The sequence below is a fragment of the Pseudomonas sp. Root329 genome (assembly GCF_001424925.1).
Classification (GTDB): Bacteria; Pseudomonadota; Gammaproteobacteria; order Pseudomonadales; family Pseudomonadaceae; genus Aquipseudomonas; species Aquipseudomonas arabinosi.
The window spans coordinates 25229-49478 of record NZ_LMCV01000032.1 but is presented as its reverse complement, the minus strand read 5'-3'; the positions used below and the strand labels follow the sequence as shown (position 1 = coordinate 49478).

The window sequence follows — 24250 nt, the reverse complement described above, 5'->3', positions numbered from 1 at the left end:
AGAGCAGCGCTGTATGAAGATGCGAGGGAAGCTAATCCGAGCCGCTGGAGTACTCGGACACGGAACTGGAAGCTCGCAGATGCGGTGTATTTAAACCCGGAACGCCCTGAAATTAGGGGCGCAACGGGCTAACAACTGTAGGAGCAAGGCGACAGGTACCTTGACACGTACCGAAGCCCTAAAAAAAGTAAGCAAAAAAACGCTCGCCCCAAGCGTCCGGCCCCTCGCTTGGGCTCGGCGTTCCTTCGTTCCGGCATTCATCTGGGGGCATCGCCTCCGGTCGGCTTCGCTTCGACCTCCTCTCGATGTGTTCGACTGCGTCGAACGGTGCTGCGCACCAATCCCCAGATGAACACCTCCACTCAGCCTCCCGAAGGGGCGGGCAGATCAAAATCAGCCGAGGCGGCCTGATAGCCGACCTGTTCTTTCGGGTGTGCGCGAACTCCATGTAGGAGCTGACGAAGGCTGCGATCTTTTGATCTTGCTTTGGCTTTTGACGTTGATCCTGCTTTTGACCTTTTGCCCCTTCGGCAGGCCGAGCGTAGGTGTTCATCAGGGGATTAGGCGCGTAGCGCCGTTCGGCGAAGCCGAACACATCGAGAGGAGGTCGTAGCGAAGCAGACCGTAGGCGATGTCCCCTGATGGACACCGTAGCGAGGGAACACTGAGCTTTAGCGAAGTGCCGTACGCCGGGGCAAAGCCTTAATGAGATGGTCAGCCCGGCGAGAACCTCGGCGAGTCTAAACTTGCCGGGGCGCTCTCTTTACCGAAGGAGGATCTCTCATGAATACCGTGACGCTTCTGGAATACCGTGACGCTTCTGCTCGATCTTCCTGCAAAGCCTTAATGAGATGGTCAGCCCGGCGAGAACCTCGGCGAGTCTAAACTTGCCGGGGCGCTCTCTTTACCGAAGGAGGATCTCTCATGAATACCGTGACGCTTCTGGGTATCGACATCGGCAAGAACACTTTCCACCTGCATGGACAGGACGCCAGGGGCCATCAGGTGCTGCGTAAAAAGCTCAACCGCAACCAATTGCTCCCTTATCAACGACATCGGCAAGAACACTTTCCACCTGCATGGACAGGACGCCAGGGGCCATCAGGTGCTGCGTAAAAAGCTCAACCGCAACCAATTGCTCCCTTATCTCGCACAGCTTTCGACCTGCAAAATTGCCATGGAGTCCTGCGGCGGATCTCAGTGGCTTGCCCGGAAAATCAAGGAGCAAGGCCATCAAGTGCAGTTGATTGCACCGCAACATGTGAAGGCCTATGTCACCGGCAACAAAAACGACTTCATTGATGCCGAGGCYATTTGTGAAGCGGCCTCGCGCCCTAGAACCCGTTCGGTCCAAGTCAAAACCGTAGAACAGCAGGTGCTGTGCACTGAGCACCGGCTGCGCAAGTCATTGGTCAGTCGACGCACCGCCGTCATCAATCAAGTGCATGGATTTCTCCTGGAGTTCGGCGTCATCTTTCCCGCCGGATGCGCCGCCCTTGATCGGGTCTCGGGCCTGATGCAAAGCCGTGAGCTTCCCATTCGTTTGATAAACGCCATTGAGCGCATGCTTGAAGATATTCGGCAGCTGACTGGCGAGATCAAAAAACTTGATGTCGAGATCAAGCAAAACCTCGTCCAAAGCGACGCCGGCCAACGCTTGCAAAGCATCCCCGGCATCGGCCCCCTCATCGCTAGCGCTCTGGTGGCCCGATCAAGCAAAACCTCGTCCAAAGCGACGCCGGCCAACGCTTGCAAAGCATCCCCGGCATCGGCCCCCTCATCGCTAGCGCTCTGGTGGCCGATGTCGGCGACGCTTCGGTTTTCAAATCGTCCCGCGACTTCGCCGCCTCGTTGGGGTTGGTGCCGCGACAGCATTCAACAGGTGGCGAAACGGTCCTCCTCGGCATCAGCAAACGGGGCGATAAATACCTAAGAAGCCTGCTGGTACAGGGCGCTCACACCGTTTTGTACCGAGTCGATCACCGCACCGACGCCCTCGGTAGGTGGGCCAAAAACCTGCTCGCCCGCAAGCCTCTGAACAAAGTGGCCTGTGCCCTGGCGAACAAAATGGCCAGAATCATCTGGGTGTTATTAACCAAAGGCGGCACCGACAACTCACAGCTTTTGGCTTGATCCTTACGCTTCACCACCGGCTTTTGCGACGTCAGTAGCTGATGACGATAAACGGCAGACATCCTGGCTGAAAACCTGAGAACCAAAAGAGCTTTGGAGGCTGAAGACTTTTTAAAGGATAGGCAGGAGCGACTACTCATCAAGGGCCGAGCGCTATCCGTGCTCACACTGAGCCCGAATACATTAGCGCAAGCTCGATTTACCGTTCATCAATGCTGGGTGGCAGAAGATGGGCTTCATCAAGGGCCGAGCGCTATCCGTGCTCACACTGAGCCCGAATACATTAGCGCAAGCTCGATTTACCGTTCATCAATGCTGGGTGGCAGAAGATGGGCTGACCATACATTTGGTTCCTTTTTGGCGTTTGAAAAAGGGACTCGCTGTAAAAGCGAAACCATAATCAGCCATCACCGCAGCAACGGATATACACCCAAAACCCAAGAACCCAAGAACCCAAAACCCCACCAAATCGCAGACAAACAAAAACGCCCGGCATAAACCGGGCGTTTTGTATTGACTTGATTAGCGAGCGCGGTAAGTGATGCGCCCTTTGCTCAAGTCATAGGGCGTCAGCTCGACGCGCACTTTGTCACCGGTAAGAATACGGATGTAGTTCTTGCGCATCTTGCCGGAGATATGCGCGGTTACGACGTGCCCATTTTCCAACTCCACACGAAACATGGTGTTGGGCAGGGTGTCGACGACAGTGCCTTCCATTTCGAAGCTGTCTTCTTTCGACATGCAGTAAAGCCCTCGGTGTCCAATGAATGGCCCGGTGCAACTGCGCCAGGCAAAAGCGGCGTGCATTGTGCCCGAAAAATGGGGTTTAAGCCAAGGGGTTTACGGCTTGCTCTAGTTCAGGATGACCCAGCGCTGATTAATCAGCAGTTCGATAGGGCGATATTGAGTCTTGTAGCTCATCTTTTTGCAGTTTTTGATCCAATAGCCCAGATAGACGGCCTCCAGCCCCAGGCGCTGAGCCTCGGCGATTTGCCAGAGAATCGCATAACGCCCCAGGCTACGGCGTTCTTCAGCGGGCTCGTAGAAGGTGTAAACGGCCGACAGACCGTTCGGCAGCAAGTCGGTGACGGCCACCGCCACCAGTCGTCCTTCGAGACGGAATTCGTAGAATCGGGAAAACGGCAGGTCACGTACCAGGAACGTCGCAAACTGATCGCGACTTGGCGGGTACATATCGCCATCGGCGTGACGCTGTTCGATATAGCGCTGATAAAGGTCGAAATACTCTTCGCTGAATTGCGGCCTGGAAGGGCGCACCTGCAGGTCGACGTTGCGTTTGAATATGCGTTTCTGCTGGCGGTTGGGCGAAAATTGCGCCACAGGGATGCGCGCCGGTACGCAGGCATTGCAATTCTGGCAATGAGGCCGGTAAAGATGATCGCCGCTACGACGGAAACCCATTTCAGACAGGTCTGCATAGACATGCACATCCATGGGCTGACTAGGGTCGAGGAACAAGGTCGTGGCCTGCTCCTCGGGCAGATAACTGCAAGAGTGGGGCTGAGTGGCATAAAACTTCAAACGCGCCAACTCGGTCATGATCAACCCTCGGGAATAAGCTTTGAATTAAGTGTAAGCCACGCGCGCAAAAGTCGCTCAGCAAACCCAGGTTGCGCGGCTGGGTTGGTCCAGATGCTGCGCAAGGTAGTCGGCAAACTCGCTGCGAGGAATCGCTCGGGCGCCGAGGCTGTGCAGATGGTCGGTCGGCATCTGGCAGTCGATCAGCACAAAGCCTGAGTCTTTCAGATGTCGGACCAGCGTGGCAAAGCCATATTTCGAGGCGTTGTCGGCGCGGCTGAACATGGATTCGCCGAAAAACAGCTGACCCATCGCCAGGCCATAGAGCCCGCCGACCAGCTCGCCCTGGTCCCAGACTTCCACCGAATGGGCGTAGCCACGCCTGTGCAGCTCGAGGTAGGCGTTCTGCATGGCTTCTGTGATCCAGGTGCCGTCGGCGTAATCCCGAGGCGCGGCGCAGGCGCGGATGACCGCGGCAAAATCCTGATCAAAGGTCACCTGATAGCGTTGCTGGCGCAGCAGTTTGTTCAGGCTGCGCGAGACATGCAGTTCGTCGGGAAACAATACGGTGCGTGGATCCGGCGACCACCAGAGAATCGGCTGGCCTTCCGAGAACCACGGAAAACAGCCGTGGCGATAGGCCTGAATCAGACGATCGGCGGACAGATCTCCGCCCGCGGCCAGCAGCCCGTTGGGATCGCGCATGGCTTTTTCCAGGGGCGGGAAGGTCAGGGTATTGCGTTGTAACCAAGTCAGCATGGCATCCGGGCTTGCAGAAGGGGAGGGCAGTGGTGGGCGGGTGGGCCCACCGTGAAGTGTGCCGTCAAACGACTGGAATGTCGTCGAGATACTTCTCGGCGTCCAGCGCGGCCATGCAGCCGGCCCCGGCAGAGGTTACCGCCTGGCGGTAAACGTGATCGGCCACGTCACCGGCGGCAAACACGCCCGGGATTTCGGTGCTGGTAGCGTCGCCTTCGCTGCCGCCCTTGATCAGCAGGTAGCCGTCACGCATTTTCAGCTGACCCTCGAACAGATCGGTGTTGGGTTTGTGGCCAATAGCGATGAACACGCCGGTCAGCGGCAATTCACTGGTTTCGTCAGTGTGGCTGTCCCGCAGGCGGGCGCCGGTCACACCGCTGGCATCACCCAGTACTTCATCCAGATTCTGGTTCCAGTGCAGGCGGATATTGCCTTTGGCGGCTTTTTCGAAGAGCTTGTCCTGAAGAATTTTCTCCGAGCGCAACTTGTCGCGGCGGTGAATCAGGTGAACTTCCTTGGCGATGTTCGACAGGTACAACGCTTCTTCAACTGCTGTGTTGCCGCCACCCACGACCGCGACTACCTGATTGCGGTAGAAGAAACCGTCGCACGTCGCGCAGGCCGACACTCCTTTGCCGGCAAATGTCTCTTCCGATGGCAGCCCCAGGTATTGCGCCGAGGCGCCGGTGGCGATGATCAGCGCATCACAGGTGTAAGTGCCGCTGTCGCCGATGAGTTCGAACGGGCGCTGTTGCAACTTGGCAGTGTGGATGTGGTCGTAGACGATCTCTGTGTGAAAACGCTCGGCGTGTTTTTGCATGCGTTCCATCAGCACCGGGCCGGTGAGGCCTTCGACATCACCGGGCCAGTTGTCGACTTCGACGGTGGTGGTGAGCTGGCCACCTGCCTGTATGCCGGTAATGACAACGGGATTGAGGTTGGCGCGAGCGGCATAAACGGCTGCGCTGTAACCGGCAGGGCCGGAACCCAGAATGATCAGGCGGGAATGCTTCGCTTCGCTCATAAAAACACCTCATAAGCCTTTGTCACAAAAGAGAATGCATGCTCAAATTGAACCGCGAGTCATGTGCTGTTGGCTATGCTACACCTTGGGTTTCAAGCATGGCATCGGACGAACAAACCCGTACAATGCCTGCCTGTTACAGTGCTTGTAATAAAATAAGCGCTGCGCGCCGTGTTTATAAAAACCGGAGCGTAGTGTTAAAAGTAGTCCCAGTTACACCTGTTATCTTTTTTACCTGCCTGGATTGGGCAGTTTTTTATAGTCAATCAACAGATGGACGCGCCACAGGCGCAGGAAAAGAAGCGTTTTGAAGAAATCCACCGCAGCACCAAAAACAGTCGTTCCGCTCTGGCGCCAGCAATTGCACTACCGGCTCAAGGAAGGTGCATTGATCGCCATCGGCGGCTTGTGCCTGTTCCTGATGATGGCCTTGTTGACCTACGGCAAGGACGATCCAGGCTGGAGCCATAACAGCAAGATCGACGATGTGCAGAACTTCGGCGGTCCGGTCGGCTCCTACAGCGCCGATATCCTGTTCATGGTGTTGGGTTACTTCGCCTACATCTTCCCGTTGTTGCTGGCGATCAAGGCCTATCAAATTTTCCGTCAACGTCACGAGCAGTGGGAGTGGAGCGGCTGGCTGTTCTCCTGGCGCCTGATCGGCCTGGTGTTTCTGGTGCTGTCGGGCGCGGCCCTGGCCCATATCCATTTCCACGCTGCGACCGGTCTGCCGGCCGGCGCTGGCGGCGCTTTGGGCGAAAGCCTCGGCGATCTGGCCAGGAACGCCCTGAATATCCAGGGCAGTACGCTGGTGTTCATCGCGTTGTTCCTGTTCGGCCTGACGGTGTTCACCGACCTGTCGTGGTTCAAAGTGATGGACCTCACCGGCAAGATCACCCTCGACCTGTTCGAATTGTTCCAGGGCGCGGCCAACCGCTGGTGGGCGGCCCGTGTCGAGCGCAAACAATTGGTTGCGCAGTTGCGTGAAGTCGATGATCGCGTGCATGACGTGGTCGCGCCGACCGTCACCGACAAGCGCGAGCAAGCCAAGGTCAAGGAACGCCTGATCGAACGTGAGCAGGCCCTGAGCAAACACATGTCGGACCGCGAGAAGCAGGTGCCGCCGGTGATTGCCCCAGCGCCGCCCAAACCAGCAGCGCCCAGCAAGCGCGTGGAAAAAGAGAAGCAGGTGCCGTTGTTCGTCGACAGCGCCGTCGAAGGCACCTTGCCGCCGATCTCGATTCTCGACCCGGCAGAAAAGAAACAACTCAACTACTCGCCTGAATCCCTGGCGGCGGTTGGCCACTTGCTGGAAATCAAGCTCAAGGAATTCGGCGTCGAAGTCTCGGTGGATTCGATTCACCCGGGCCCGGTGATTACCCGTTACGAAATCCAGCCAGCGGCCGGCGTCAAGGTCAGCCGCATCTCCAACCTGGCGAAAGACCTCGCGCGTTCCCTGGCCGTGACCAGCGTGCGTGTGGTGGAAGTGATTCCGGGCAAGACCACCGTCGGTATCGAGATTCCTAACGAAGACCGCCAGATCGTGCGTTTCTCCGAAGTGCTGTCGACCCCCGAGTACGACAACTTCAAGTCGCCGGTTACCTTGGCCCTGGGTCACGACATTGGTGGCAAGCCGGTCATCACCGACCTGGCGAAAATGCCTCACTTGCTGGTAGCCGGTACGACCGGTTCCGGTAAATCGGTGGGCGTGAACGCGATGATCCTGTCGATCCTGTTCAAGTCCGGCCCGGAAGACGCCAAGCTGATCATGATCGACCCGAAAATGCTTGAGCTGTCGATCTACGAAGGCATTCCGCATCTGTTGTGCCCGGTCGTGACCGACATGAAGGACGCCGCCAACGCCCTGCGCTGGAGCGTGGCGGAGATGGAGCGTCGCTACAAACTGATGGCGAAAATGGGCGTGCGTAACCTGTCGGGCTTCAATGCCAAGGTCAAGGAAGCCCAGGACGCCGGTACGCCGTTGACCGATCCGTTGTACAAGCGCGAAAGCATTCACGACGAAGCGCCGCTGCTGACCAAGCTGCCGACGATTGTCGTGGTGGTGGACGAATTCGCCGACATGATGATGATCGTCGGCAAGAAGGTTGAAGAACTGATCGCCCGTATCGCTCAGAAGGCGCGTGCGGCCGGTATCCACTTGATCCTCGCGACCCAGCGTCCGTCGGTTGATGTAATCACCGGTCTGATCAAGGCCAACATTCCGACCCGTATGGCGTTCCAGGTGTCGAGCAAGATCGACTCCCGGACCATCATCGACCAGGGCGGTGCCGAACAACTGCTGGGCCACGGTGACATGCTTTACATGCCGCCGGGCACCAGTCTGCCGATTCGTGTCCACGGCGCCTTTGTGTCCGATGACGAAGTTCACCGGGTGGTCGAAGCCTGGAAACTGCGCGGCGCACCGGAATACAACGACGAGATTCTCGCCGGTGTCGAAGAGCCGGGTAGCGGCTTTGAAGGCGGCAGCGGTGGCGACGACGACAGTGAATCCGACGCGCTCTACGACGAAGCGGTGCAGTTCGTACTGGAAAGCCGTCGAGCGTCCATCTCTGCGGTTCAGCGCAAGCTGAAAATCGGCTACAACCGCGCCGCGCGCATGATCGAAGCCATGGAGATGGCGGGGGTCGTGACGTCCATGAACACCAACGGTTCGCGTGAGGTCCTGGCTCCGGGCCCGGTACGCGACTGAATTGATTGAAACGCGGTGGCGTAATGACGCGCCATCGCACCCCCACGAATGTTATGAGGACTCCCATGCGTCTTATCCGCATGCTGTTGCTGCCGGTTTTGGCTTTGACCACGCTCTCGGCCCACGCCGATGACAAGGACGTGGCACGTCTGACCCAACTGCTGGAAAAATCCCAGACCCTGACCGCGCGTTTCTCCCAGCTGACCCTCGACGGCAGCGGCACCCAATTGCAGGAAACCGCGGGTGAAATGTCCTTGCAGCGTCCTGGATTGTTTTACTGGCACACCAACGCGCCGGCCGAACAAACGATGGTTTCCGACGGCAAGAAGGTGACGTTGTGGGATCCGGACCTGGAGCAGGCCACCATCAAGAACCTCGATCAGCGCCTGACCCAGACCCCGGCGTTGCTGCTGTCCGGTGACGTGTCCAAGATCAGCCAGAGCTTCGACATCAGCGCCAAGGAAGCCGGTGGCGTGATCGACTTCACCTTGAAGCCGAAAACCAAGGACACCCTGTTCGACAGCCTGCGTCTGTCGTTCCGCAATGGCCTGGTCAATGACATGCAGATGATCGACAGCGTCGGTCAGCGCACCAACATCCTGTTCACCGGCGTGAAAGCCAACGAACCGATCCCGGCGTCCAAGTTCAAGTTCGTCATCCCTAAGGGTGCCGACGTGATCCAAGAGTAAAACGCGGGACATTGTGGGAGCGGGCTTGCTCGCGAAGGCGGAGTATCAGACAGCAATGATGTCGACTGACACGGCCTCTTCGCGAGCAAGCCCGCTCCCACAGGATCTGCGATGGCCTTGGCTGATTTGTATCAGGACCCAGTGAGGTTTCATAAGTAGTGATGGACCTGTTTCGCAGTGCCCCGATTGCTCAGCCCTTGGCAGCACGCTTGCGTGCCGCCAATCTGGACGAGTACGTCGGTCAGGAACACGTGCTCGCTCGCGGCAAGCCTTTGCGCGAAGCGCTGGAGCAGGGTGCCCTGCACTCGATGATTTTCTGGGGCCCGCCGGGTGTGGGCAAGACCACCCTGGCGCGGCTGCTGGCGGAAGTCTCGGATGCGCACTTCGAAACGGTTTCGGCGGTACTGGCCGGCGTGAAGGAAATCCGTCAGGCGGTGGAAATCGCCAAGCAGCAGGCCGGGCAGTACGGCAAGCGGACCATCCTCTTCGTTGATGAAGTGCATCGCTTCAACAAGTCTCAGCAGGATGCGTTCCTGCCGTACGTCGAAGACGGCACGCTGATTTTCATCGGCGCAACCACTGAAAATCCCTCCTTCGAACTCAACAACGCGTTGCTCTCCCGGGCGCGCGTCTACGTGCTCAAAAGCCTCGACGAAGCGGCCCTGCGTAAATTGGTGCGTCGCGCACTGACCGAAGAGCGTGGCTTGGGCAAGCGGCAACTGACCCTTAGCGATGAAGGTTTCCAGATGCTGCTGTCGGCCGCCGATGGCGATGGCCGGCGTCTGCTCAACCTGCTGGAAAACGCCTCGGACCTGGCTGAAGACAACAGCGAGATCGGCGTCGACCTGCTGCAAAGCCTGCTCGGTGATACCCGCCGGCGTTTCGACAAGGGCGGCGAAGCGTTTTACGACCAGATCTCTGCGTTGCATAAATCCGTGCGCGGCTCCAATCCTGATGGCGCGTTGTATTGGTTCGCGCGGATGATCGACGGCGGTTGCGATCCGTTGTACCTGGCCCGGCGCGTGGTGCGCATGGCCAGCGAAGACATCGGCAACGCCGATCCCCGCGCCTTGAGCCTGTGCCTGGCGGCGTGGGAGGTGCAGGAGCGCCTCGGCAGCCCCGAAGGCGAATTGGCGGTGGCTCAGGCCATCACCTATCTGGCCTGCGCGCCGAAAAGCAATGCGGTGTACATGGGCTTCAAAGCGGCGATGCGCAGTGCCGCCGAACACGGTTCGCTGGAAGTGCCGCTGCACCTGCGCAACGCGCCGACCAAATTGATGAAACAACTGGGTTACGGCGACGAATACCGCTATGCCCACGATGAACCGGACGCTTACGCCGCTGGCGAAGACTATTTCCCGGAGGAACTCGAGCCACAACCGTTCTATCAGCCGGTGCCGCGAGGCCTGGAGCTGAAGATCGGCGAGAAGCTCAATCACCTCGCGCAACTTGACCGTCTCAGTCCCCGGCAGCGGAGAAAATAGTGATTCCTTTGATCGTTGCCGTTTCTGTGGGCGGTATCGCCGGAACGCTTTTGCGCTTTGCTACGGGTAACTGGATCAACGCTAATTGGCCGCGGCACTTCTATACCGCGACGCTGGCCGTTAATATCGTCGGCTGTTTGCTGATCGGCGTTCTATACGGTCTGTTTTTAGTACGCCCGGAGGTGCCGATTGAGGTGCGCGCCGGGTTGATGGTCGGCTTCCTCGGGGGGCTGACGACTTTTTCATCTTTTTCACTGGATACGGTGCGTTTGCTGGAAACCGGGCAAATGCCGCTGGCTTTTGTCTATGCTGCCATCAGCGTATTCGGTGGGCTGCTCGCTACCTGGGCTGGCCTGTCCTTGACCAAACTTTGATAACGAGAGACCGACATGCTCGATTCCAAACTGTTACGTAGCAACCTTCAGGACGTAGCGGACCGCCTGGCATCCCGTGGCTACACGCTGGATGTTGCGCGCATCGAAGCGCTGGAAGAACAGCGCAAGACCGTCCAGACCCGCACCGAAGCACTGCAGGCAGACCGTAATGCGCGCTCCAAATCCATCGGCCAGGCCAAGCAGCGCGGCGAAGACATCGCACCGCTGATGGCTGACGTCGAGCGCATGGCGAATGAATTGAGCGCCGGTAAAGTCGAGCTGGACGGGATACAGACCGATCTGGATTCGATCCTGCTCGGCATCCCTAACCTGCCGCACGAGTCCGTGCCGATCGGTGATGACGAAGACGGCAACGTCGAAGTGCGCCGCTGGGGCACCCCGACCGCGTTCGATTTCCCGGTTCAGGATCACGTCGCCCTGGGCGAGAAATTCGGCTGGCTGGACTTCGAAACTGCCGCCAAGCTGTCCGGTGCCCGTTTCGCCCTGTTGCGCGGCCCGATCGCTCGTATGCATCGCGCCCTGGCGCAGTTCATGATCAACCTGCACACCAGCGAACACGGCTACGAAGAGGCCTACACGCCTTATCTGGTTCAAGCGCCGGCGCTGCAAGGCACGGGGCAGCTGCCGAAGTTCGAAGAAGACCTGTTCAAGATCACTCGCGAAGGCGAAGCCGATCTGTACCTGATTCCGACCGCCGAAGTGTCGCTGACCAACATCGTCGCGGGCGAAATCGTCGATTCGAAACTGCTGCCGATCAAGTTCGTCGCCCACACCCCGTGCTTCCGCAGTGAAGCCGGTGCGTCGGGTCGCGATACGCGCGGCATGATCCGTCAGCACCAGTTCGACAAGGTTGAAATGGTCCAGATCGTTGAACCGTCGACTTCGATGGAAGCGCTGGAAGGCCTGACGGCCAACGCCGAAAAAGTCCTGCAATTGCTCGAGCTGCCTTATCGCACCATTGCGCTGTGCACCGGCGACATGGGCTTCAGCGCGGTCAAGACCTACGACCTGGAAGTGTGGATCCCGAGCCAGGACAAATACCGCGAGATTTCGTCCTGCTCCAACTGCGGTGATTTCCAGGCCCGTCGCATGCAAGCGCGTTTCCGCAACCCGGAAACCGGCAAGCCTGAACTGGTTCACACCCTGAACGGTTCCGGCCTGGCGGTCGGTCGTACCTTGGTGGCGGTGCTGGAAAACTACCAGCAAGCCGACGGTTCGATCCGTGTGCCGGACGTGCTGAAACCGTACATGGGTGGCCTTGAGGTCATCGGCTAAATGGACTATCTGCCGCTGTTCCATAACCTTCGCGGCAGTCGTGTCTTGGTCGTCGGCGGGGGGGAGATTGCCTTGCGCAAATCCCGCCTGCTGGCCGAAGCCGGTGCGCTGCTGCGGGTGGTCGCACCTGAAATCGAACCGCAACTGCGCGAACTGGTTGCCGGCAGCGGTGGCGAGTGTCTGGTGCGAGGCTACGTTGAAGCAGACCTGGACGCTTGCGGGCTGATCATCGCCGCCACCGACGACGAACCGCTGAACGCACAAGTCTCCGCCGATGCCCATCGGCGTTGTGTGCCGGTCAATGTGGTGGACGCGCCAGCCTTGTGCAGCGTGATCTTCCCGGCGATCGTCGACCGTTCTCCTTTGATCGTAGCGGTCTCCAGTGGCGGCGACGCGCCGGTGCTGGCGCGGTTGATCCGCGCCAAACTGGAAACCTGGATTCCTTCCACCTACGGTCAACTGGCCGGCCTGGCGGCGCGTTTTCGCAGCCAGGTCAAACACCTGTTCCCGGATGTGCAGCAGCGTCGGGCGTTCTGGGAAGATGTGTTCCAAGGCCCGATTGCCGACCGGCAACTGGCCGGGCAGGGTGCCGAAGCCGAGCGTTTGATGCTGGCGAAAATTGCCGGTGAAGCACCGAATGCAACGGGCGAAGTCTATTTGGTGGGCGCCGGCCCGGGTGATCCCGACCTGCTGACCTTCCGTGCCTTACGTCTGATGCAGCAAGCCGATGTGGTGCTGTATGACCGCTTGGTGGCGCCGGCGATTCTGGATTTGTGCCGTCGCGATGCCGAGCGGGTTTACGTCGGCAAGCGTCGCTCCGATCACGCTGTGCCGCAGGATCAGATCAACCAGCAATTGGTGGATTTGGCCAAGCAAGGCAAGCGGGTCGTGCGGTTGAAGGGCGGTGATCCATTCATCTTCGGTCGCGGCGGTGAAGAGATCGAAGAACTGGCGGCCCATGGCATCCCGTTCCAGGTGGTGCCGGGTATCACCGCGGCCAGCGGTTGCGCGGCGTATGCCGGGATTCCGCTGACGCATCGCGATTACGCGCAGTCTGTGCGTTTTGTCACCGGGCACTTGAAGGACGGCTCCACCGATTTGCCGTGGGCCGACCTGGTCGCGCCGGCGCAAACCCTGGTGTTCTACATGGGGCTGGTGGGCTTGCCGATCATCTGCGAGCAGTTGATCAAGCATGGTCGCGCGGCGGATACGCCAGCGGCGTTGATCCAGCAGGGCACCACCGTCAATCAGCGGGTGTTTACCGGCACGTTGGCGGATTTGCCAAGTCTGGTGGCGGAGCATGAAGTGCATGCGCCGACGCTGGTGATCGTTGGGGAAGTGGTGCAATTGCGCGAGAAACTGGCGTGGTTCGAGGGCGCTCAGGCGCAAGTCTGAATACCGCGTCGCCTCCTTCGCGAGCAAGCCCGCTCCCACATTTGACCGTATTCCTCAGATAGAACACGGTCAAATGTGGGAGCGGGCTTGCTCGCGAAGGGGCCCTCAAAATCACCCAGTATTTCAGATCAGGCCTGGTTCTTGCGCCAAACTCCTTTCCCGCTCAACCGCTCGCGATCATGCGGCGCCATGAACTCCTGCGCCGGCCCTTTAGGCACGATCCCGGTCGGGTTAATGGTCTTGTGGCTGCCATAGTAGTGATTCTTGATGTGCTCGAAATCCACCGTCTCGGCAATCCCCGGCCACTGATAAATCTCCCGCAGCCAGTTCGACAGGTTCGGATAATCGGCGATCCGCCGCAGGTTGCACTTGAAGTGCCCGTAATACACCGCGTCAAAGCGAATCAACGTGGTGAACAGCCGAACATCAGCTTCGGTCAGGTATTCACCCGTCAGGTAGCGATTGGCGCCCAACAGCTGTTCCAGCCGATCAAGCTCCTCGAACAACCCGTCGAACGCCTCTTCATACGCCTTCTGCGACGTGGCAAACCCTGCGCGGTACACGCCATTGTTCACCGCCGGATAAATCCGTTCGTTCAGCGCGTCGATCTCGCCCCGCAGCGGCGCCGGGTAGAAATCCAGGTCATTACCGGTCAAGTCATCGAAGGCGCCATTGAACATGCGGATGATCTCCGCCGATTCATTGTTGACGATGCGATTTTGCTGTTTGTCCCAGAGCACCGGCACGGTGACGCGGCCGGTGTAGTCGGCGGTATCGGCGGTGTAGCGCTGGTGCATGAAATTGAAGTGATCGAGTTTGTCCCCGGTCGATCCGAGGTTCTGGTCGAAGGTCCAGCCGTTTTCCAGCATCAGCCAACTGACCACCGAGACGTCGATGAGGCTTTCGAGGCCTTTGAGTTTGCGCAGGATCAGTGTGCGGTGAGCCCATGGACAGGCGAGGGACACGTAGAGGTGATAACGACCGGCCTCGGCCGCAAAGCCACCGACACCGGTCGGGCCAGGCTTGCCGTCGGCGGTCAGCCAGTTACGACGCTGCGCTTGTTCACGCTGGAACGTACCGTCCTTGGCGCTTTCGTACCACTGGTCATGCCAGCGACCTTCAACTAACAAACCCATGTTCAAGACTCCTCAACCAATAAGCGTTGGAGAGGAGTCTATTCGCATAGGTTCGATAAAAAAGCGCAAAGGTTGGGCGCTTATGATCGGTTAAATCGATTTGTCCCGAGCGTCCCAATACTGCTGGGCGGTTTCGAAGGCGTGTTCGCGGGTTTGGCCGAGGCCGCGCAAGGCCAGGGCCATGGTCGAGATCAGCGCCATTTGCGGGTAGCTGTCGACCACATCGCCACGCCACACGGCTTTTAAATGCTCGGGATCGAGGGTGGCCGGTTTGACGTGCCGTTGAGCCGACAGCTGCGGCCATTCCTCGTCCCAGCTTTCGCCGCCAGTGGTGCCGTACAAGTGACTGTCGGCGTCCGGGTTGATCTCGATTTCGCCGCCGTCGCCTTTCACTACGATCGCGGTATCGCCGAGCAAACCGCTGGCATCGCGATGCACCGCCTGGTAACCGGGGTGGAAAATGCTTTGCAGGCCACAGCGAGCGCCCAACGGATTGAGAATCCGCGTCAGGGAATGGATCGGCGAACGCAGGCCCAATGTATTGCGCAGGTCGATCATTCGTTGCAGCTGCGGTGCCCAATCGACCAGCGGCATGAAGGCCAGGCCGCCGTTATCGAGTGCCTCGCCGACCTGCTGCCAGTCGCGGCACAATGGAATCTTCAACTCATCCAGCAATTGCTCGCTATAGAGCCGACCCGCCGTGTGCGCGCCGCCGCCGTGCATGAAGATCCGCACGCCGTTCTGCGCCAGGCACTTGGCCGCCAGCAGATACCATGGCAGATGGCGCTTCTTGCCGGCGTAGGTTGGCCAGTCCAGATCCACATTCAACGTCGGTGCCTGTAAACGTTCGCGCAACGCTTCGGTAAAACCGGCCATCTCCTCAGCGCTTTCTTCCTTGTGCCGCAACAGCATCAGGAACGCGCCGAGCTGGGTGTCTTCGACCTTGTGGTCGAGCACCATGCCCATGGCTTCGCGGGCTTCCTCGCGGGTCAGGTCGCGGGCGCCGCGCTTGCCTTTGCCAAGGATGCGCACGAACTGGGCGAACGGGTGTTCGGCGGGTGTTTCGAGGGTCAGCGCTGGGTAGTCGGTCATAAGCAATTCGTCGGTTTGGGCAGGCCCGCCAGTTTCGCGGCGAGTTTGGCAGGGGTGCCTTTGAACAGTCGGTTCAGGTGCAGGCTGTTGCCCTTGTCCGGGCCCAGCTTCAGCGCGGTGTACTTGATCAGCGGACGCGTGGCCGGCGACAACTGGAATTCGGCATAGAAACTGCGTAGCAGTTCGAGGATTTCCCAGTGTTCAGGGCTCAACTCGATGTCTTCGGCGGCGGCCAGGGCGCTGGCCACGTCGCAGGACCAGTCGCTCAGTTCTACCAGGAAACCGTCCTTGTCCAACTCGATGGCGCGTGCGCCGACCGTCAGGGAGTTCATAGCCAACTGTTGACCTTGTCGTAGTGAATCGACAGCTCGACGAAGGCCGGGTAATCGATGGCCTTGGCCGTGTCAGGAATCTCCAGTGCACGAGCCTGGGCGTCTTCGGCCAGTACGAACAGTTTCAGATGGCGGGCGTTCAGCGCATTGAACGGCGCGGTGCCTGGTTGCAACGCATAAACCGCGTCACCAGTCAGCAACAACGCATCGTCAGCGCCCATCAAGCGCAGGCAACTGGTCAGGCGATCGTCGCCGAACGGGGAATGAGACAACACATGCAAAGTCGACATCAGAGGGTGATCACCTGGTCGTAACGGTCAATAAGTGCGGTGATTTCGTGGGCGGCCAGCACTTGAGCTTCTTCCAGCGACAAGCCGGCCGGGTTCAGACCGCGTTCTGCAGCGCTGTCGCCACAGACAAAAAGGTCTTCGACACCGAACATCGGCAAGGCTTGCAGGTTGGCGCTCAGGTCCTTCTGCTGGAGGGCCTTGGCGTCCTGTTTCGCGGCGAGCTGGAACACCCCGTCATCTAGAAACAGCAGGCCGATCGGTAGGTCGAAGGCACCGCCGGCCAGCACGATGTCCAGCGCTTCGCGCGCACTCGGCCCGGACCAGGGCGCCTGACGGCTGATAATCAGCAAGGATTTAGCCATCTCACGCGCCTCCGAAACAGATCAGGCGGTCAGCATCCTGCACCGCGTCATGCAATTGGCCCAGACCAGACAATTCCCACGGCGCGCCCACCGCAACGGCTTCGCGCTGATAGCGCCCGGCTTCTTCTTCGTTCAACACGCCACGACGCAGGGCGGCTGCGATGCACACGACGCCGTCCAGTTGATGCTCGGTGACGAAATTGCGCCATTGCTTGGGCAAATCCTGCTCATCCTGCGGCGTGACCACGCTGCCGGAGGCGTTGTAGACGCCGTCCTGATAGAAAAACAGCCGGACAATCTCATGCCCACCGGCCAGCGCGGCCTGGGCGAACAGCAGGGCGCGGCGCGAGGAGGGCGCATGGGCGGCGGAAAATAGCGCGATGGCGAACTTCATGACGGACTCGATCAGTAAAACTGCGGCCATGATAAAGCTTTATCGCTGGGGCGGCTAAATGGGTTTTCCCTTGGGACCGAGTCGCCCCCTTCGCGAGCAAGCCCGCTCCCACATTTGACCGAGTTCTACCAAATGGAATGCGATTCAATGTGGGAGCGGCGGTGCGGCGATCCGACTTGCTCGCGAAGGCGGCCTGACAGACACCACCCAATTCAGCGCGGCATATAACCCAACTGCCACCGCCGCGGGATTTTCAGCGACAGCAGCCCGACCGCGCCGGCCAGCAGACCGCTGACAAACAACGCCCTGAGCCCCAAATGATGTTCCAGCACGGCGCCAAGTACCGCGCCGGCAAACATTCCGGTCCAGGGGATCAGTTGTACGCGCCAACCGTTGCGCCGTTCGCCGAGCATCCAGCGTCCCAGCCCACGGCCGAAGCGCGACAGGGCGCCGGTGACGTAGGTCAGGCCGACCGGCAGGCCGTTCACTTCTTCCACGGCGGCATTGAGCATGCCCATGGCGATGATCGCCGCCAGCAGCGCTGGTAATTGTTCGTCGTAGGGCCAGGCAGCAGCGCCGCAGAGCAGCGTGGCGATGCACAGCAGCAAGGGCAGCGCCCGACGGCCGCCGAGGCGGCTGACGACAATCCCCAAGGCGTTGCCGACGATGAAGGTGCCGACGAGGATCACCAGGCGCAAGGTCAGGCCCAGGTCGCCGTCGCTGATGGCGACGGCGAGGCGGGTGGTGTTGCCGCTCATGAACGAGACGAAATCGCCGCTGGCCATGAAGCCGATGGCGTCGGTCATGCCCGCGAGCACCGAGAGGCTGGCCACCAGCGACATGCCAATGCGTCCGCGCCATTTGCGGGCATGCAGATGGCCTGGACTGGCGCGGTCAGTTGAGAGGGATGGCAACATCAGCGAAGGTCGTCCTCAGGCAGCGACCGTTAGGGTCACTTACTCAATCCATATAACTCGCAATACTCCAGCCAGTCCATGCCGGCCATCTCGGCGACTTCCTTGTGCACTTCCAGGCGCTGGGCCTGATAGTCCTCGGACGTCGCGGCGGTCAGTTGCAGCGTCAGCTCCCAGGCAAACAATCCCAGATGCTCGGCCTCGGCTTCGAAGGCTTCATGCAAGCGCTCCTCGCGGTACTGCGCCGCGGTCTCGCCCTTGGCCTGAGCCAACAGCGGGTTGAGGTTGTCGAGTTCGACGCGCAGTTCAGGGCGCTCATCGAGAAACCTCTTCAACGCTTGCTCGTGTTGCTGTTCGGTTGCCGCCATGGTCGCTCCTTGAGGCTGGGTTACGAAGACTGCTTCTTGCTGGCCTTGGCCGCTGCTGCCAGGCATTCGAGGGCAAACTGCTCGGGGTAGGTCATTTGAATCGGCGTGGTTTCACCTTTGACGGTTCTTTCGCCGTCGAGGATGTAACGAATCCGCTTGTCGGTGACGCCAATTCGCTTGGCAATCCAGGACGGCGTCTGACCGATCTGGCTGATCAGCTTGTCGGCATATTCAGCGGTCGGTTTGTAATATTCGGCGTTGGGTGTCATGACCTTTCCAGAAAATGAGCCCGGAAAAACGGGCGATGCGGTGTTAATGGCGCGACAGGGTGCGCGAATCGTCACTCGGTGTCGCGGTATAAATGAAGTAAAGCAGAACGATACGTCGTGCCGCGGTGATACAGTCCGCTTTTTCTTGATGAGCGAACGCAATGCGAATTCTGATGGTGGCGCTGGCCGTAACGTTGCTGGCGGGATGCGCGGGCTCGGCGATGAACGACGCCCGCACTGGAACCCCGTACAAAACCCTGACGTCGGACAAGCCGGAAAAAGTCATCGCCCAGTGTGTGCAGTTTTCCTGGCAGGATGAGGCAGTGTTCGGTGTTGATGCTGGCGCGTATTTGCAGCCTGGCGAGAAGGGTGGCACCACCGTTTACACGCGCTCGGCGGAGTCCTTTGTGGACGTGAAAACTGACGCTTCCGCCACCGTGCTGAATTATTACGCGCAGCATGACGATTTTGTCGCCAAGCGCCGATTGGCGGCGTTGGCCACCTGTTTGTAAGCAAGATCAAAAGATCGCAGCCTGCGGCAGCTCCTACACTGGGCAGGTGTACTCCCTGTAGGAGCTGCCGCAGGCTGCGATCTTTTGGCGGCGCCAGGGATCAAATATTTATCAGGCGCTTCTGGAAAAAGAAGCGCTGGTGGCCAGGCGGGTAGTCAGCGATCTGGCCTAACTCGCTGTAGCCGAGCTTCCTGTAGAACTCCGGCGCCTGGAAGTCGAAGGTGTCGAGCCAGATCCCCACGCATTCCTTCTCCCGTGCCAGGTCTTCGGCTATCTGCATCAGCTTCGTGCCCATGCCCTGTCCCCGGGCTTGCTCCGGTACCGACAGCAGGTCGATGTACAACCATTGGTAAAACACTCGACCGTGAAGCCCACCGAGAATCTCGCCGCTTTCGTCACGCACCAGCAGGGCAACGGGCTCCTGAGTCGAGACGCCGGCTTTTGCGGCGTTATAGGCGCGCAATGGCAGCAGGATTGCCTGGCGCTCTTCATCCGTGGGGTTTTGCGACCGTTCTATTCGCAGGGTCATCAGCTATTTCCTTAAGGCCAGGGTGGAAAACATTTCCAAGCCTATCGCGGCACCTGGTCGTTGTTCCAGTCTTCAGGTGGAACCGTCGTTCGCGCGCAGATGTCTAGCCTAAACAGCGTCATTCCAGAACACGGCCTATGAGGACACTCCGTGAATATTTTCGAAGCCTTGCGCGAAAGCCACGACCGCCAACGCACCTACGCCGATGCGCTGATCCAGACCAGCGGCGACACCCCCGAGCGGGTCGAGGCTTACAAGCAGCTCAAATCCGAACTTCAGGCCCACGAAACCGCTGAAGAGCGGCATTTCTACATCCCGCTGATGGAGTTCGATAACGGCGTCGACCTCAGCCGCCATGCCATTTCAGAACATCACGAGATGGACGAAATGATGGAAGAACTGGACGAGACCGAGATGTCCAGCCCGGCCTGGCTGGCGGTCGCGAAGAAGCTCGCCGAGAAGGTCAATCACCACCTGGAAGAGGAAGAGCAGAAGTTCTTCCAGATGGCCGGCAAGTTGCTCGACGACAAACAGAAAGAGGCGCTGGCGGGGCAATATGTGAAGGAATACAAGGCTCAGCTTTCTTAGCGCCAGGCTTTCGTTTTCGCCTAACATGTGCACTTTCTGACGAAAAAAGGGATGCGTTGTCATGTCGAACACAGCCGAGCGGGTCAACCTCATCGAGTCCCAGGTGTTGTCCCACGACTGGTACCTGCTCAAGAAAATTACCTTCGATTACCTGCGCAACAATGGCGAATGGCAACGCCAGACCCGCGAGGTCTATGACCGTGGCAACGGCGCGGCGATTCTGCTGTTCAACCGTGAAAAGAAAACCGTGGTGCTGACCCGGCAATTCCGGCTGCCGGTGTTCGTCAATGGCCACGATGGGTTGCTGATCGAAGTGGCGGCGGGGCTGCTCGAAGGTGCGGCGCCTGAAGAGCGCATCCGCGAAGAAGCCGAGGAAGAAACCGGTTATCGCGTGCACCACGTGCACAAGGTGTTCGAGGCTTACATGAGCCCCGGTTCGGTGACCGAAAAACTGCACTTCTTCATCGCTGAGTACGACGCTGCTTCCAAGGTCAGTGATGGTGGCGGGCTGGAGGAGGAGACCGAGGAACTGGAAGTGCTGGAGTGGAAGTTCGACGACGCGCTTGAGGCGTTTTATCGCGGGGAGATCTGCGATGCGAAGACCATTATGTTGCTGCAGTATGCGGCGATGAAAAACATCTTCACCGCGGGCTAATCGATGTAGCAGCTGTCGAGCCTGCGAGGCTGCGTCCGGCTGCGCAGCAGTCGTAAAACCATTCACTGCGCTGTTCCGGATAAACCATGGCGCCTGGGTTTGCGACTGCTGCGCAGTCGGACGCAGCCTCGCAGGCTCGGCAGCTGCTACAGATCGTGTTGCGGCTGATCAGAACAATTGGCCTGTCCTGACGGCCCCTGACCATTCGCATCCTTCCAGCGTCAGCAGTTGCTCCTTCGCCTCAAGCCCACCGGCAAACCCGGTCAACTTCCCCGAAGCGCCAATCACCCGATGACACGGCGCAACAATCGATATCGGGTTTTTGCCGTTGGCCGCACCCACCGCCCTCACTGCACTGGGATTGCCGATCTGCCGGGCAATCTCGCTATAGCTGCGGGTCTCGCCAAACGGAATGGTCAGCAGCGCTGCCCAGACCTTCTTCTGAAATTCCGTCCCGACAAAATCCAGTTCCAGGTCGAAACGATCGCGCGTGCCCGCAAAGTATTCTCGCAGCTGCTGAGCGGTGCGCATCAGGATCGGATTATCCGGCGCCTCGCGCATCGGCCCAAGTCGCACCCGTCCCGGTTTGTCGTTTTCCCAGAGGATGGCTGCCAGTCGTGAGCCGTTCGCGACCAGCTTCAGCTCGCCCACCGGCGTGGCGAGGGTGATGAAGGTGTAACTCATGCCGGTGGACTCCGTAAAAGTGCTGAGCAGAGGGCAAGCATACTGCCTCGACGGGGAGGCGCAATACGCAATCCCAGCCATACTTGCCTCTGCTCTTGAAGCCTTCCCTCTGTTTGTGTACAGAGCCTAAAAACAAAAAGAGACCGACTCATGAAGTTCGAACCTTTTGCCAAATCGCTGATTGCGACCTCATTGGCGCTCAGCTGCCTCAGTGCTTACGCGGCCTCCGTGGCGCCGGTTGCGGCCGAAAACGGCATGGTCGTCACCGCCCAGCATCTGGCCAGTCACGTGGGCGTCGATGTACTCAAGAACGGCGGCAATGCCGTCGATGCCGCGGTAGCGGTCGGTTACGCGCTGGCGGTGGTTTATCCCGCAGCGGGCAACCTGGGTGGCGGCGGTTTCATGACCATTCAGTTGGCGGACGGGCGCAAGACCTTCCTCGACTTCCGTGAAAAAGCACCGCTGGCCGCCACCGCCGACATGTACCTCGACAAGGAGGGCAACGTCGTCCCTGACCTGAGCACCCGTGGCCATCTGGCCGTTGGCGTGCCGGGCACCGTGTCCGGCATGGAACTGGCGCTGAAGAAATACGGCACCAAACCGCGTAAGGAAGTGATCGCCCCGGCCATCAAGCTCGCCGAAGACGGTTTTATGCTGGAGCAGGGCGATGTCGAATTACTGGAATACGCCACCGACGTGTTCAAGAAGGACATCAAGGATTCCGGCTCGATATTCCTGAGCAACGGCGAGCCGATGAAAGTCGGTCAGAAACTGGTGCAAAAGGACCTCGGCAAGACCCTGCGGGAAATCTCCGAGAACGGCGCCGACGGCTTCTATAAAGGCTGGGTGGCCGATGCCATCGTCACCTCCAGCCAGGCCAACAAGGGCATCATCACCCAGGCCGATCTCGACAAATACAAGACCCGCGAACTGGCCCCGATTGAATGCGATTACCGCGGCTACCACGTGGTTTCAGCGCCACCGCCAAGCTCTGGCGGCGTGGTGATTTGCGAGATCATGAACATTCTCGAAGGCTATCCGATGAAAGACCTGGGCTATCACTCGGCCCAGAGCATGCACTACCAGATCGAAGCGATGCGTCACGCCTATGTTGACCGCAACAGCTACCTGGGCGACCCGGATTTCGTGAAGAACCCGATCGCCCATCTGCTGGATAAAAATTACGCCACCAAAATCCGCACTGCCATTGACCCGAAAAAGGCCGGCGTGTCCCGCGAGCTGAAGCCCGGCGTAGCGCCACATGAAGGCAGCAACACCACCCATTACTCCATCGTCGATAAATGGGGCAACGCGGTCTCGGTGACCTACACCTTGAACGACTGGTTCGGCGCCGGCGTCATGGCCAGCAAAACCGGGGTCATCCTCAACGACGAAATGGATGACTTCACCTCGAAAATCGGCGTGCCAAACATGTACGGTCTGGTTCAAGGGGAGGCCAACGCCATCGCTCCCGGCAAGGCACCGCTATCGTCCATGAGCCCGACCATCGTCACCAAGGACGGCAAAGTGGTGATGGTTGTCGGCACCCCCGGCGGCAGTCGCATCATCACCGCCACCTTGCTGACCATGCTCAACGTGATCGACTACGGCATGAATATCCAGGAAGCGGTCGATGCACCGCGTTTCCACCAGCAGTGGTTGCCGGAAGAAACCAACCTTGAGACCTTCACTACCAGTCCTGATACGGTGAAGATGCTCGAAAGTTGGGGGCACAAGTTTGCCGGGCCACAGGACGCCAACCATGTGGCGGCGATTCTGGTCGGCGCGCCTTCCCTGGAAGGCAAACCGGTGGGCAAAAACCGCTTCTATGGGGCGAACGATCCACGTCGTAACACCGGGTTATCGCTCGGTTATTGAGGCAGATCCGAGGCCATTCCAACTCTTGAGGGTGGCCCCCGATCCCGTAGCAGCTGTCGAGCCTGCGAGGCTGCGTAGCCGTCGTAAATCGGTTGACCGCGTTCATTCAGGTAGACCGCATTTGCTGGATTACGACCGCTTCGCGCTCGAACGCAGCCTCGCAGGCTCGGCAGCTGCTACAAGTTAAAAGGGGAACGGATTCGAAATCCGTTGCCGATTCACCGACCCATCCAGGAAGGAAGCTCATGGCTACCGCACTGCTGATCATCGACGTCCAGCGCGCCCTGTGCACTGGCGAGTACGCCTGCTTTGAGATCAAGCGAGTTATCGAGAACATCAATGGCCTCAGTGCCAAGGCTCGCGAAGCAGGCATCCCGGTCATCCTCATCCAGCACGAAGAAAAGGGCGACCTGCTGCAACACGGTTCTGAAGGCTGGCAACTGGCCGAAAGCCTGAAGACTTCGCCGCAAGACCTTCGCGTGCGAAAAACCACTCGAGACTCGTTCTACCAGACCCACTTGCAAGCCCAATTGCAAGATTTTGGCACTGACCGCCTGATCATCTGCGGCCTGCAAACCGACTACTGCGTCAATGCCACCGTCCGCCAGGCCCTTAAGCTGAGCTATGACGTGGTGCTCGCCGCCGATGCACATTCCACCGTCGACAACGGCAACCTCGCCGCCGAAGACATCATCGCCGAGCACAACGCAGACCTGGCGCACTTGACGGGGCCCGTGGCGCGGATCGACGTTATCCCGACCAGCGAAATCCATATCTGAAACTACCCCGAACATGTAGCGGGGGGCCGCGCCCGTTTTGACGTCTTCACCTCGACGTCGACACT

General features: G+C 59.3%; 28 protein-coding genes and 1 pseudogene. 14 read left to right on the top strand and 15 right to left on the bottom strand.

Translation table 11 applies throughout. The features are described 5' to 3' along the window. The first annotated feature begins 924 nt into the window (after positions 1–924). A complete protein-coding gene (locus ASC74_RS32725; protein ID WP_442965798.1) occupies positions 925–1116 on the top strand; it encodes a hypothetical protein in 192 nt (63 codons plus the stop codon). Further along, a pseudogene (locus ASC74_RS21585) lies at positions 1046–2133 on the top strand (IS110 family transposase). The gene ASC74_RS32725 and the pseudogene ASC74_RS21585 overlap by 71 nt, the downstream one beginning before the upstream one ends. A gap of 522 nt (positions 2134–2655) precedes the next feature. Here the strand turns inward: ASC74_RS21585 and infA are convergent. From infA to trxB, 4 genes are all read right to left on the bottom strand, one after another. Beyond that, entirely contained in the window at positions 2656–2874 is a 219-nt protein-coding gene (infA, locus tag ASC74_RS21580) for a translation initiation factor IF-1 (protein WP_002553999.1), read from the bottom strand. 111 nt (positions 2875–2985) lie between these two features. Further along, positions 2986–3693 (bottom strand): arginyltransferase, encoded by a 708-nt coding sequence (locus ASC74_RS21575; RefSeq protein ID WP_046049404.1) that lies wholly within the window; start codon positions 3691–3693, stop codon positions 2986–2988. A gap of 57 nt (positions 3694–3750) precedes the next feature. After that, positions 3751–4431 carry a leucyl/phenylalanyl-tRNA--protein transferase gene (gene aat / locus ASC74_RS21570; protein WP_056743911.1) on the bottom strand — a complete coding sequence of 227 codons (681 nt, stop codon included), beginning with the start codon at positions 4429–4431 and terminating at the stop codon, positions 3751–3753. 64 nt (positions 4432–4495) lie between these two features. After that, entirely contained in the window at positions 4496–5455 is a 960-nt protein-coding gene (gene trxB / locus ASC74_RS21565) for a thioredoxin-disulfide reductase (protein WP_056743909.1), read from the bottom strand. A 38-nt stretch (positions 5456–5493) separates the two neighbouring features. Here trxB and ASC74_RS31660 point away from each other — a divergent pair, with 38 nt between their 5' ends. The 7 genes from ASC74_RS31660 to cysG all read left to right on the top strand — a co-directional run bounded on the left by ASC74_RS31660 (position 5494) and on the right by cysG (position 13403). Next, entirely contained in the window at positions 5494–5766 is a 273-nt protein-coding gene (locus ASC74_RS31660) for a hypothetical protein (RefSeq protein WP_156400837.1), read from the top strand. Continuing rightward, positions 5763–8165 (top strand): DNA translocase FtsK, encoded by a 2403-nt coding sequence (locus ASC74_RS21560; RefSeq protein WP_056743907.1) that lies wholly within the window; start codon positions 5763–5765, stop codon positions 8163–8165. The genes ASC74_RS31660 and ASC74_RS21560 overlap by 4 nt, the downstream gene beginning before the upstream one ends. Before the next feature lie 65 nt (positions 8166–8230). Then, positions 8231–8854, top strand: coding sequence for an outer membrane lipoprotein chaperone LolA (gene lolA, locus ASC74_RS21555; RefSeq protein WP_046049408.1), 624 nt, complete (start codon positions 8231–8233; stop codon positions 8852–8854). A gap of 161 nt (positions 8855–9015) precedes the next feature. After that, on the top strand, positions 9016–10338 hold the full coding sequence (locus ASC74_RS21550; RefSeq protein WP_056743905.1) for a replication-associated recombination protein A: 1323 nt from the start codon (positions 9016–9018) through the stop codon (positions 10336–10338). After that, a complete protein-coding gene (gene crcB / locus ASC74_RS21545) occupies positions 10338–10712 on the top strand; it encodes a fluoride efflux transporter CrcB (protein ID WP_046049410.1) in 375 nt (124 codons plus the stop codon). Before ASC74_RS21550 ends, crcB begins: the two co-directional genes overlap by 1 nt. Before the next feature lie 15 nt (positions 10713–10727). Beyond that, a complete protein-coding gene (gene serS, locus ASC74_RS21540) occupies positions 10728–12008 on the top strand; it encodes a serine--tRNA ligase (protein WP_046049411.1) in 1281 nt (426 codons plus the stop codon). Continuing rightward, positions 12009–13403 carry a siroheme synthase CysG gene (gene cysG, locus ASC74_RS21535; RefSeq protein ID WP_056743903.1) on the top strand — a complete coding sequence of 465 codons (1395 nt, stop codon included), beginning with the start codon at positions 12009–12011 and terminating at the stop codon, positions 13401–13403. 128 nt (positions 13404–13531) lie between these two features. On the opposite strand, the gene ASC74_RS21530 is transcribed toward cysG, so the two are convergent. The 9 genes from ASC74_RS21530 to ASC74_RS21490 all read right to left on the bottom strand — a co-directional run bounded on the left by ASC74_RS21530 (position 13532) and on the right by ASC74_RS21490 (position 18560). Then, on the bottom strand, positions 13532–14539 hold the full coding sequence (locus ASC74_RS21530) for a glutathione S-transferase family protein (protein WP_056743901.1): 1008 nt from the start codon (positions 14537–14539) through the stop codon (positions 13532–13534). 90 nt (positions 14540–14629) lie between these two features. Continuing rightward, the gene (locus ASC74_RS21525; RefSeq protein ID WP_056743899.1) at positions 14630–15631 is read right to left on the bottom strand and encodes a glycosyl transferase family protein; all 1002 of its coding nucleotides are present in this window, start codon (positions 15629–15631) and stop codon (positions 14630–14632) included. After that, entirely contained in the window at positions 15628–15963 is a 336-nt protein-coding gene (locus ASC74_RS21520) for a TusE/DsrC/DsvC family sulfur relay protein (RefSeq protein WP_056743897.1), read from the bottom strand. Before ASC74_RS21520 ends, ASC74_RS21525 begins: the two co-directional genes overlap by 4 nt. Beyond that, positions 15960–16253: a sulfurtransferase complex subunit TusB gene (gene tusB, locus ASC74_RS21515; RefSeq protein WP_056743895.1), complete on the bottom strand. Its 294-nt coding sequence runs from the start codon at positions 16251–16253 to the stop codon at positions 15960–15962. Before tusB ends, ASC74_RS21520 begins: the two co-directional genes overlap by 4 nt. Continuing rightward, the gene (tusC, locus tag ASC74_RS21510) at positions 16253–16615 is read right to left on the bottom strand and encodes a sulfurtransferase complex subunit TusC (protein WP_056743893.1); all 363 of its coding nucleotides are present in this window, start codon (positions 16613–16615) and stop codon (positions 16253–16255) included. The genes tusB and tusC overlap by 1 nt, the downstream gene beginning before the upstream one ends. 1 nt (position 16616) lies before the next feature. After that, positions 16617–17009, bottom strand: coding sequence for a sulfurtransferase complex subunit TusD (tusD, locus tag ASC74_RS21505; RefSeq protein ID WP_008154829.1), 393 nt, complete (start codon positions 17007–17009; stop codon positions 16617–16619). A 212-nt stretch (positions 17010–17221) separates the two neighbouring features. Continuing rightward, entirely contained in the window at positions 17222–17926 is a 705-nt protein-coding gene (locus tag ASC74_RS21500) for a YoaK family protein (RefSeq protein WP_056743884.1), read from the bottom strand. Positions 17927–17961: 35 nt separating this feature from the next. After that, a complete protein-coding gene (locus ASC74_RS21495; RefSeq protein WP_046049419.1) occupies positions 17962–18291 on the bottom strand; it encodes a DUF6388 family protein in 330 nt (109 codons plus the stop codon). A gap of 20 nt (positions 18292–18311) precedes the next feature. After that, positions 18312–18560 (bottom strand): hypothetical protein, encoded by a 249-nt coding sequence (locus ASC74_RS21490; protein ID WP_008154823.1) that lies wholly within the window; start codon positions 18558–18560, stop codon positions 18312–18314. A gap of 161 nt (positions 18561–18721) precedes the next feature. Here ASC74_RS21490 and ASC74_RS21485 point away from each other — a divergent pair, with 161 nt between their 5' ends. Beyond that, on the top strand, positions 18722–19072 hold the full coding sequence (locus ASC74_RS21485; RefSeq protein ID WP_056743882.1) for a hypothetical protein: 351 nt from the start codon (positions 18722–18724) through the stop codon (positions 19070–19072). Positions 19073–19172: 100 nt separating this feature from the next. Here ASC74_RS21485 and ASC74_RS21480 read toward each other — a convergent pair whose 3' ends face one another. Beyond that, a complete protein-coding gene (locus tag ASC74_RS21480) occupies positions 19173–19601 on the bottom strand; it encodes a GNAT family N-acetyltransferase (protein WP_056743880.1) in 429 nt (142 codons plus the stop codon). A 150-nt stretch (positions 19602–19751) separates the two neighbouring features. Between ASC74_RS21480 and ASC74_RS21475 the strand changes: the two genes are divergently transcribed. Further along, positions 19752–20189, top strand: coding sequence for a hemerythrin domain-containing protein (locus ASC74_RS21475; RefSeq protein WP_046049422.1), 438 nt, complete (start codon positions 19752–19754; stop codon positions 20187–20189). Positions 20190–20250: 61 nt separating this feature from the next. Beyond that, a complete protein-coding gene (locus tag ASC74_RS21470; protein WP_056743878.1) occupies positions 20251–20844 on the top strand; it encodes an NUDIX domain-containing protein in 594 nt (197 codons plus the stop codon). A 168-nt stretch (positions 20845–21012) separates the two neighbouring features. Here the strand turns inward: ASC74_RS21470 and ASC74_RS21465 are convergent, their stop codons facing one another. Then, on the bottom strand, positions 21013–21528 hold the full coding sequence (locus ASC74_RS21465) for a methylated-DNA--[protein]-cysteine S-methyltransferase (protein ID WP_056743876.1): 516 nt from the start codon (positions 21526–21528) through the stop codon (positions 21013–21015). A gap of 150 nt (positions 21529–21678) precedes the next feature. Between ASC74_RS21465 and ggt the strand changes: the two genes are divergently transcribed. Next, positions 21679–23406 (top strand): gamma-glutamyltransferase, encoded by a 1728-nt coding sequence (ggt, locus tag ASC74_RS21460; RefSeq protein WP_056743874.1) that lies wholly within the window; start codon positions 21679–21681, stop codon positions 23404–23406. Between the two features lie 245 nt (positions 23407–23651). Further along, positions 23652–24185, top strand: a complete 534-nt coding sequence (locus ASC74_RS21455; protein ID WP_056743872.1) for a cysteine hydrolase family protein — start codon at positions 23652–23654, stop codon at positions 24183–24185. The last annotated feature ends 65 nt before the right edge of the window (positions 24186–24250 follow it).

What these genes read in the sequence shown, in the direction of transcription:
- tusD (WP_008154829.1), bottom strand. Translation starts at nt 17,009, where the DNA reads ATGAAGTTCGCCATCGCGCTATTTTCCGCCGCCCATGCGCCCTCCTCG.
- ASC74_RS21485 (WP_056743882.1), top strand. Translation starts at nt 18,722, where the DNA reads ATGCGAATTCTGATGGTGGCGCTGGCCGTAACGTTGCTGGCGGGATGC.
- ASC74_RS21495 (WP_046049419.1), bottom strand. Translation starts at nt 18,291, where the DNA reads ATGGCGGCAACCGAACAGCAACACGAGCAAGCGTTGAAGAGGTTTCTC.
- ASC74_RS21480 (WP_056743880.1), bottom strand. Translation starts at nt 19,601, where the DNA reads ATGACCCTGCGAATAGAACGGTCGCAAAACCCCACGGATGAAGAGCGC.
- ASC74_RS32725 (WP_442965798.1), top strand. Translation starts at nt 925, where the DNA reads ATGAATACCGTGACGCTTCTGGGTATCGACATCGGCAAGAACACTTTC.
- ASC74_RS21490 (WP_008154823.1), bottom strand. Translation starts at nt 18,560, where the DNA reads ATGACACCCAACGCCGAATATTACAAACCGACCGCTGAATATGCCGAC.
- aat (WP_056743911.1), bottom strand. Translation starts at nt 4,431, where the DNA reads ATGCTGACTTGGTTACAACGCAATACCCTGACCTTCCCGCCCCTGGAA.
- ASC74_RS21470 (WP_056743878.1), top strand. Translation starts at nt 20,251, where the DNA reads ATGTCGAACACAGCCGAGCGGGTCAACCTCATCGAGTCCCAGGTGTTG.
- serS (WP_046049411.1), top strand. Translation starts at nt 10,728, where the DNA reads ATGCTCGATTCCAAACTGTTACGTAGCAACCTTCAGGACGTAGCGGAC.
- cysG (WP_056743903.1), top strand. Translation starts at nt 12,009, where the DNA reads ATGGACTATCTGCCGCTGTTCCATAACCTTCGCGGCAGTCGTGTCTTG.
- ggt (WP_056743874.1), top strand. Translation starts at nt 21,679, where the DNA reads ATGAAGTTCGAACCTTTTGCCAAATCGCTGATTGCGACCTCATTGGCG.
- tusC (WP_056743893.1), bottom strand. Translation starts at nt 16,615, where the DNA reads ATGGCTAAATCCTTGCTGATTATCAGCCGTCAGGCGCCCTGGTCCGGG.
- ASC74_RS21550 (WP_056743905.1), top strand. Translation starts at nt 9,016, where the DNA reads ATGGACCTGTTTCGCAGTGCCCCGATTGCTCAGCCCTTGGCAGCACGC.
- ASC74_RS21530 (WP_056743901.1), bottom strand. Translation starts at nt 14,539, where the DNA reads ATGGGTTTGTTAGTTGAAGGTCGCTGGCATGACCAGTGGTACGAAAGC.
- ASC74_RS21525 (WP_056743899.1), bottom strand. Translation starts at nt 15,631, where the DNA reads ATGACCGACTACCCAGCGCTGACCCTCGAAACACCCGCCGAACACCCG.
- trxB (WP_056743909.1), bottom strand. Translation starts at nt 5,455, where the DNA reads ATGAGCGAAGCGAAGCATTCCCGCCTGATCATTCTGGGTTCCGGCCCT.
- tusB (WP_056743895.1), bottom strand. Translation starts at nt 16,253, where the DNA reads ATGTCGACTTTGCATGTGTTGTCTCATTCCCCGTTCGGCGACGATCGC.
- ASC74_RS21465 (WP_056743876.1), bottom strand. Translation starts at nt 21,528, where the DNA reads ATGAGTTACACCTTCATCACCCTCGCCACGCCGGTGGGCGAGCTGAAG.
- lolA (WP_046049408.1), top strand. Translation starts at nt 8,231, where the DNA reads ATGCGTCTTATCCGCATGCTGTTGCTGCCGGTTTTGGCTTTGACCACG.
- ASC74_RS21575 (WP_046049404.1), bottom strand. Translation starts at nt 3,693, where the DNA reads ATGACCGAGTTGGCGCGTTTGAAGTTTTATGCCACTCAGCCCCACTCT.
- infA (WP_002553999.1), bottom strand. Translation starts at nt 2,874, where the DNA reads ATGTCGAAAGAAGACAGCTTCGAAATGGAAGGCACTGTCGTCGACACC.
- ASC74_RS31660 (WP_156400837.1), top strand. Translation starts at nt 5,494, where the DNA reads ATGCTCAAATTGAACCGCGAGTCATGTGCTGTTGGCTATGCTACACCT.
- ASC74_RS21500 (WP_056743884.1), bottom strand. Translation starts at nt 17,926, where the DNA reads ATGTTGCCATCCCTCTCAACTGACCGCGCCAGTCCAGGCCATCTGCAT.
- ASC74_RS21455 (WP_056743872.1), top strand. Translation starts at nt 23,652, where the DNA reads ATGGCTACCGCACTGCTGATCATCGACGTCCAGCGCGCCCTGTGCACT.
- ASC74_RS21520 (WP_056743897.1), bottom strand. Translation starts at nt 15,963, where the DNA reads ATGAACTCCCTGACGGTCGGCGCACGCGCCATCGAGTTGGACAAGGAC.